At 70.8% G+C, this 7,652-nt stretch carries 7 protein-coding genes; 4 read left to right on the top strand and 3 right to left on the bottom strand.

The window, feature by feature from the left end:
* Nucleotides 1–106: 106 nt before the first annotated feature.
* A complete protein-coding gene (locus ON27_RS14525) occupies nucleotides 107–730 on the bottom strand; it encodes a lipocalin family protein (RefSeq protein WP_245559950.1) in 624 nt (207 codons plus the stop codon).
* Nucleotides 731–924: 194 nt separating this feature from the next.
* Here ON27_RS14525 and ON27_RS14520 point away from each other — a divergent pair, with 194 nt between their 5' ends.
* Entirely contained in the window at nucleotides 925–1,770 is an 846-nt protein-coding gene (locus ON27_RS14520; RefSeq protein ID WP_043726197.1) for a MerR family transcriptional regulator, read from the top strand.
* 236 nt (nucleotides 1,771–2,006) lie between these two features.
* Here the strand turns inward: ON27_RS14520 and ON27_RS14515 are convergent, their stop codons facing one another.
* A complete protein-coding gene (locus ON27_RS14515) occupies nucleotides 2,007–3,356 on the bottom strand; it encodes a TIGR01777 family oxidoreductase (protein ID WP_043726209.1) in 1,350 nt (449 codons plus the stop codon).
* Between the two features lie 264 nt (nucleotides 3,357–3,620).
* Here ON27_RS14515 and ON27_RS14510 point away from each other — a divergent pair, with 264 nt between their 5' ends.
* A complete protein-coding gene (locus ON27_RS14510) occupies nucleotides 3,621–4,427 on the top strand; it encodes a nuclear transport factor 2 family protein (RefSeq protein WP_043726194.1) in 807 nt (268 codons plus the stop codon).
* A 217-nt stretch (nucleotides 4,428–4,644) separates the two neighbouring features.
* On the opposite strand, the gene ON27_RS14505 is transcribed toward ON27_RS14510, so the two are convergent.
* A complete protein-coding gene (locus ON27_RS14505) occupies nucleotides 4,645–5,613 on the bottom strand; it encodes a sterol desaturase family protein (protein ID WP_083887576.1) in 969 nt (322 codons plus the stop codon).
* A gap of 166 nt (nucleotides 5,614–5,779) precedes the next feature.
* Between ON27_RS14505 and ON27_RS14500 the strand changes: the two genes are divergently transcribed.
* Together ON27_RS14500 and ON27_RS14495 are read left to right on the top strand one after the other, a co-directional pair.
* Nucleotides 5,780–6,985, top strand: a complete 1,206-nt coding sequence (locus ON27_RS14500; protein WP_245559949.1) for a sensor histidine kinase — start codon at nucleotides 5,780–5,782, stop codon at nucleotides 6,983–6,985.
* Nucleotides 6,982–7,652 (top strand): response regulator (locus ON27_RS14495; RefSeq protein ID WP_157227189.1); only part of this gene is annotated, 671 nt, incomplete at its 3' end. The genes ON27_RS14500 and ON27_RS14495, both read left to right, overlap by 4 nt.

Genomic DNA, 7,652 nt, shown 5'->3' with positions numbered 1-7,652 from the left:
AGCGCCGCGACCGTGCTCGGCGCCCATGAGGGCCGCGCCGGGGCGGCATCGGGCGGCTCAGCCCTACCGCCGACGACGCGACCCTCACGAGCGCCGAGCATGCCGATCAGCTCACACAGAGCGGGACGATGCGCGAGTCACCGCCCGTCGTCGGCGAGGTCAGGTATACGCACGGGTTCTGGCCGACCGTGGTGATCGCCGCGCGCACCTGCTGCCAGGTGTCCGCGTCCAGCGCCGCGGCACGGGCCAGGACGAATCCGGATATCCGGCTCGGGTCGGTGACCAGCGCCCACGAATAGTCCGGGCCGAGCGCGGTGACGATGTAGTTCGTGGGCCCGTCCAGCTGGTCCTGGGTGGGCACGCCTGGGAAGCTGACGTGCAGCTGCGCCCTGGTCTCCGGGTCGGTGACCCGCGCGGTGCCGTTGATCTCGTTGCGCGTGTTCGCCCACGTGGTGCAGGTGTTGCGCACCGCGATGTCGCCCTGTGGGTCGAGCGAATAGTTCGCCTGCGTGTCGCGCGCGCAGGCCAAGTTGAAGTACTGCGGCACGGCGGCGAGCTGTCGCCACGTGCCCAGGTACCTGTCCAGATCGAGGCGTGGCACCGGTGCGGGTCCGGCGACCGAGCCGGGCGCCGCGCCGGCGACGCCCGCAGCGAGCACCGACGCGGCCAGTGCCGAAACCGCCCCGGCGAGCAGGCGAGTAGACGTACGCAGCGGTTTGCAGCGGTTCACGCTAACTCCTCGGAAATCGGCGACGCTGACCACCGTAGCATATAACGATGCATAATTGATGCAAAGGGGTTTCAGAAAGGAGCGTCGACTTGGCAGGCGAGGACGCCGCCGGTCCGCGCCCGCGCGGACCGACCGCGTCGCGCGAGCACCCGGGCGGGGCAGGACCCGCCGAGGGCGGCGGGCAGAATAGGGCGATGCCCGCCGGTTCCGTCCCCGTGTCCGACGCGGCCGGATACACGGTGCGCGCGGTCGCCGAACGCCTCGGCATCCCGACCGCGACGCTGCGCAGCTGGAACCGTCGCTACCAGATCGGGCCGCCGCAACACCGTCCAGGCAAGCACCGCCTGTACACCGAGGCCGACATCGCCATGCTCGAGCGGATGCTCGCCCTGATCCGGGCGGGCGCGAGCCCGGCCGGGGCGGCGGCGACGGTGCGCGGGCCCGCGCCCACGCTCGGCCGGCGCGAAGCACTGCTGGCCGCGGCCTTCGCGCTGGACACCGGCTCGGTGTCCAGCCAGCTCGACGCGCACGTCCGTGCGTTCGGCGTGGTGGACACGTGGAACCTGCTGTGTCGTCCCGCTTTCGCCGACATCGTCGATCGGCAGCTCGGCGGCGAAGGATGCGTCGATGTCGAGCACCTGCTGTCGTGGTGCGTCATCTCGGTGCTGCACCGGACGTACCCGCCGCCGCAGGCCGACGGCCCGACGCCGGTGGTACTCGCCTGCACCAGCGGCGAGACGCATTCGCTGCCGCTGGAAGTGCTGCGCGCGGCCCTCGCCGAACGTGGCACGGGAGCGCGGATGCTCGGCGCCGACGTCCCCGCCGCCGCGCTCGCCGACACCCTCGCCCGCTTCGATCGCCCCGCCGCCGTTCTGCTGTGGTCGCAACAAGAGTCCACCGCGTTGACCTCCGCAGTGCGCGCCTGCCTCGGCGCGGGCGCGCGGGTGCTGGTCGGCGGTCCGGGATGGGAGGCGGTCTTCCTCCCCGACGGGGTGGAGCGCGTCGACAGCCTGGTCGACGCCGCCGACCGGCTCGCCTGAATCACCCACCCGCGCGGCCACGTTCGACGCTGCCCGCTTCCTCGTCGCCTGTACACCGACCCGCGACGTGCTGACGATACAACACTAACGATGCGTGATTGATGCGTCTCTGTCGCCGCAATCGCACGATCAGCGACCGCAGCACGCCGTTCGCAATCATCGAGCACACGCCATGCGGAACGAGAGACATCCGCTGCGTCGGCGATCGGCGGCGGCGTGACGGGGACGGACGTCTGTCAGCCCGCGGACCGGCCGAGCAGATGCCGCAGCGCCGGTTCCAGTGCCGGCGTGCGGAACCGGTGTCCGGCCTCCACCAGCCGCGCGGGAACGACCCGCTGGCAGGCGGACGCCAACTCGCGGTTGCCTTCCCGGCCCAGGAGCAGCGCGGGAGCGAATCCGGGTACCGGGAACAGCGCGGGCCGGTGCAGCACACCGGCGAGGATATCGGTGTACTCGGCGTTTCGAACCGCTTGCGGCGCAACGGCATTGATCGCGCCGGACAGCCCGCTGTCCCAGAGTGCCCGATAGTAGACATCGATCAGGTCATCGATTCCGATCCAGGACAGCCACTGACGGCCGTCGCCGATGCGTCCGCCCAGCCCGGCGGTGAACAGCGGGCGCAGCAGTCGCAGCGTGCCGCCGCGCGGGGACTGCACGATCCCGGTGCGCACATACACCACACGCACGCCCGATTCGACGGCGGGAGCCGTGGCCGCCTCCCACTCGTCGACCACGTCGGCGAGGAAGCCGTCACCGCGCGGCGACTGCTCGGTCAGCGTCTCGTCGCCGCGATCGGAGCCGTAGTAGCCGATCGCGGAGGCGCTGGCGAAGACCGGCACCCCCGCGCGCGCCGCCGCCTCGGCGAGTTCGCGGGTCGGCCCGATCCGGCTGCCCGCGATCGCACGCTTGTGTTTCGCTGTGAACCGACCCGCGATGGAGGCTCCGGCCAGATGCACCACCGCGTCCACGCCGTCGAGCAGATCCGGCGCGGGATCGCCGGTGTCCCATCGTCGCTCGTCCGTTGCCCGCGGCGGGTGCCGGACCAGCCGCACCACGCGGTGCCCTCCGGTGGTGAGAAACGCGACCAGCGCCGAACCGACCAGGCCGGACGCTCCCGTCACGGCGACCGTCCTGCCCGCGAAACCCGCCCGCGCCGCCCGCGCGTGGGCCGCCAGATCGTCGGCGAGCTGCCGGTGCCGGTAGGCGAACATGGGACGCAGCACCGTGGCGGGCACCGGCGCGTCCACCCGGTCCACCACCAGGGTGCGGTTCTCGTCCACGACCTCGAAATCGTGGGTGTGCCGCCAAGGCAGCAGTCCGGCGGGCAACGAGCCGACTCCGTCCACGGTGACCGCGTCGACGAAACGGCGCGGCGGGTCGTACTCGCGTGGATCGTGCCGGGCCACCCAGCGCAGGCCGCCGGGCAGGCCGAGCACCGCCTGCCCGTCGGAGAGCGAGTCGGATTCCGCCCGCGGCGATACCGGCTGCCAAGGCGGCGCCAGGCGGGTCAGCGCGCCGGGACGGGCGTGCCAGGCGAACACCTCGGACCGAGGAAGATCGATGACGCTCGCGTACTCAATGCCCATGATCCGACTGTAGCCCGGAAGCGACTTGATGCACCGTTCCTGCATCGTTTATTGACACTCGATCCGAATAATCGAGGCGATTTAGCGAGTCCGATGCAATCCGTTGGCTCGATATATCCTCGGAGACCCCCTCATAGGCCCGTGCATCCGCGCCGCACCCAGCATCGATGCCCGGGTGATCGGAGCGGCACTACGCCGCGCCGCCGCAACTAGAACTTGTTCTACCATGTGTGAATCCCGGCTCGCGTCAACGGAGGTACTGCCATGCCGCTGGATCCTTCGGCCGCAGCGCTGCTGACGGCCGTCGAGGCGTCACCGCGCGCGGTCGCCGCACACGACAGGGCGGCGTGGGTCGGCCTGTTCACCGCCGACGCCGAGGTCAACGACCCGGTGGGCTCCCGCCCGCATGTCGGCCGCACGGCCATCGAACGCTTCTACGACACTTTCATCGGGCCGAACACCATCACGTTCCGGGTCGAGCGCGACCTGGTGCATCCGCCGACGGTGGTGCGCGATCTGACCATCGCGACCACGATGTCGACCGGCGCCACCGTTCTGGTCCCGATGCATCTGCGCTACCGGCTGGTCGAGCAGGACGGGACGTGGAAGATCGCCCACCTGGCCGCGCACTGGGAGCTGGCGGGCATGATCTGGCAGCTACTGCGCACGGGGCTGCCCGGACTCGCCGCCGCGCTGAAACTCGGACCGCAACTGATCGTCAACCAAGGCGTCGGCGGGGCACTCGGCATGTTGCAGGCGCTCGGCGGCGTGGGGCGCCGCGGGAAGCGCACCACGACAAGGCTTTTCGCGGCCGCGGCCGGCACCGACCTGAGCCGTGCGCGCGAGCTGTTGGGTCACCGGGCCGACATCGAACTACCCGCGGGGACGCCGGTATCGGTGGAGGAGTTCACGAACCGAGTGCGCAGCATGCGCTGGCACAAGGTGATCGCCGCAGGCCGCACCGTCACGGCGAGTGTGCGGGTCGGCGGAGTGCCGGGGGTCGCGGTCGTGGAGTTCGCGCCCGGCGGCGACGGCATCGCGACGCTGCGGTTCTATCTCGATTCGGTTTGACGCCTGTGGATACCGTCGGCTGATCAATCGGCTGATCGGCCGTCTCACTGCGCCGTGGATCACCACTGAACCTGCCCAAACAGACGCACCGCCTCGGACAGGGCCCCGCGCCGACCACGTCGGCAGCGGCCCCGGCGCACCGATAGCCGGGCGCGTCGGGACGCCCGGCTGGCTTCCGGCGGGTCGTCGCGCGGCGTCGAACGGACGCCGCCGCAGGTCAGTAGGTGAGCTGCCCGACCCGTTCGGTGACCTCGCCGGAAACCGGACGCTCGACTCGTTCGGGCGACGGCCCTTCGACTCGTTCCGGCGACGGCCCCTCGACTGGTCGTGCCACCGGCTCGGCACGTTCCGTCCAGCCCGGCGGGCCGAAGACGTAACCGAACCGCCCGCGCCACGTACTCGCGCCGCGCACGTCGCGGATGAGCGCGGCCAATTCGTGATAGTTCACCTTCAGCGGGTTGTCGGTGCCGATGTTCTTGGTGAGGCCGTAGCGCACCGGTTCCGTCTCGGCGGCGAAGCTGCCGAAAATACGATCCCAGATGATCAGGATGCCGCCGTAGTTCTTGTCGATGTAGGGCTGGTTCGAGCCGTGGTGGACACGGTGGTGCGACGGTGTGTTGAACAGGAACTCGATCGGCCGTGGCAGCGTCTTCACCCGCTGGGTGTGGATCGGGAACTGGTAGAGCAGGCCGATGCCTTGCAGCAGGAAGATCATCCACGCCGGGAACCCGAGCAGCGCCGCGGGCACCCACGCCAGCCCGCGCAGCACGCTCGCGACCGGATGCAGCCAGGACAGCCGGATCGCGGTGGACAGATTGAAGTACTGGCTGGAGTGGTGCACGCTGTGCGCGGTCCACATCAAGCGAACTCGATGGTCGGCGCGATGCGCCCAGTAGTAGCACAGGTCCGTCACGACCAGCCCGAGCAGCCAGACCCACCACGATCTGGGCGACAGGTGCAGCGGCGTGATCGCCGCGGCGCCGACCACCGCCGAGAACGGCACCACGTACTGCAACAGCGGCTTCGTCAGCCTGCCCAGCGTGAACGTCACCACGTTGGAAGCGGTGTCGCGGACCGACCCGCTGGTCTGCGGCCGGTCCGGGTCGCGCCGGTAAGCGATCCACTCCACCAGCATGAGCACCGCGAACGCCGGGATGGCATAGCTCAGCAACTCCACACGGCCCATCAGTTCTCCTTCCGTACACCGTCGACCTCCGACGCTACGGACGCGCGGGCCCGCGGACATCGCGCCGAGGAGGGATCGCGCGTCCCCCGCGCGGGGGACGCGCGGTGTGGCCCGCCCGTGCAGAGTTGTCGTCCAGCGCGGGCGCGCGGGATGGCTAGGATCTGCGGTGGACGCGGCACCGGACACGGACGGAGGCGGTGACCATCTGTTGGATGTGAGCAGGTCGCTGGCCCGCCAGTCGATACTGGTCGCGGTGGTCGCCGCGGTGATCGACGCGGTGGTGCTCGCGCTGAGCGGTGTTTTCGCCGTAGCTCCGCGGCATACGATCGCGGTGCTCGCGGCGATCGTCGCCGCCGATCTCGCCCTGGCCTTACCGCCCCGGACCGCGGCCGCGGTCGCGGTGCTGCAAGTGCTCGTGCGACTGCTGGCCGCGCTGCTGCTGCACCGGCACGGCTTGCCGATACGTTTCGCCGACGTGGGGTTCCTGGTAGCCGGGTATCGCGCGGGAGCGTGGCTGGCCGGTCCCACTTCCGTGCTCACCATGGTGTCGCTGTGCGCCGGAGTCGCCGGAGCTCACCTGTTCACCGGCAGCGCCGCGGCGCGCGACTGGCGGATGCTGCTGGCCGCCACGGTGTCCGCCGGTTGCGTGCCGTGGCTGGTCGGCCGCTATACCGCGGCACGCGGTGCTTACATCGCCGACCTCGAACAGCGTGCCCGATTGCGCAAGCAGGAGCACCGTGCGGCGTTGGAGCGCGCCGTCACCGAGGAACGCGCCGCCATCGCGCGGGACTTGCACGACGTGATCTCGCATCACGTCAGCGCGATCGGCATCCACGCCGGCGCGGCGCGGCTGGCCCTGGGCGGCACCGCGAACGCGGCGGCCGCCCGGTCCCTGTCGGCCGTGGAGTCCAGTAGCCGAGCCGCCATGGTCGATCTGCGCCGCCAGCTCGATCTGCTGCACGGACACGAGGACGACGGCCGGCGCCAACCGGGACTCGCCGACATCGACGGGCTGATCGAGCACGTCCGCGCGGCCGGGCTGGCGGTGGAGGTGACCGTGCGGGGCGGCGCGGTCGAACTGCCGGACTCGCTGAACATCACCCTGTACCGCATCGTGCAGGAGATGCTGACCAACGCGCTGCGGCACGGGGACGGCACACACGCGCGTCTGGAAGTGGAGTACCTGCCGAAACGCGTATTGCTGCGCGCGACCAATCCCCTCGCCCGCGAACCGGCGATCGCCGGCACCTCGGTTCCGCGCGGGCTCAACGGAATACGCCGCCGCGCCGAGCTGTTCGGTGGCGAACTGGACTACGGCCGCTCGGCCACGCACTGGCACACCACCGTGTCCGTGCCGATCGGAGGATCGTGAACTCGCCCATCCGCGTCCTGATCGCCGACGACCACGGCATGTTCCGCTCGGGTCTGCGCGCCGTCGTCGACAGCCAGGCCGACCTGGACTGCGTCGCCGAGGTGGGCGACGGCCGCGACGCCGTCGCCGAGACCGCCCGGCTGCGACCGGACGTGGCGATCCTCGACGTCCGGATGCCGAAGCTGGACGGGTTGGCCGCCACCGCCGCGATCGTCGCCGCGGGCGGAACACACGTCCTGGTGCTCACCACCTACGACAGCGAGGCGAACCTATATCGCGCCTTGCAGGCGGGTGCGAGTGGATTCCTGCTGAAAAGCCTGCCGCCCGAAGAACTGGTCGCGGCCATCCGGATCGCGGCTCGCGGCGACGCGCTGATCGACCCGTCGATGACGCGCCGCCTGGTCGCCCGCTTCGCGAGCACGCTCGCGCCGCCGCGCACCCCGCCGGAAGTCGGCCAGCTCACCGCCCGCGAACTGGAAGTGCTGCTCCTGCTGGCCGACGCGCGCAGCAATGCCGAGATCGCCGCGCAGCTGTGCGTCGGCGAGGAGACGGTGAAGACCCACGTCTCCCGCATCCTCGCCAAACTCGGCGTCCGCGACCGCATCCACGCCGTCGTCTACGCCCACCAGCACGGCCTGGTCACCCCGGGAGCGGCACGCTCCGATTG

This window comes from Nocardia asiatica NBRC 100129 (genome assembly GCF_000308415.1).
GTDB classification, from domain to species: Bacteria; Actinomycetota; Actinomycetes; order Mycobacteriales; family Mycobacteriaceae; genus Nocardia; species Nocardia asiatica.
The sequence above is the reverse complement of the archived record's forward strand: the minus strand, read 5'-3'. Positions and strand labels throughout refer to the sequence as shown.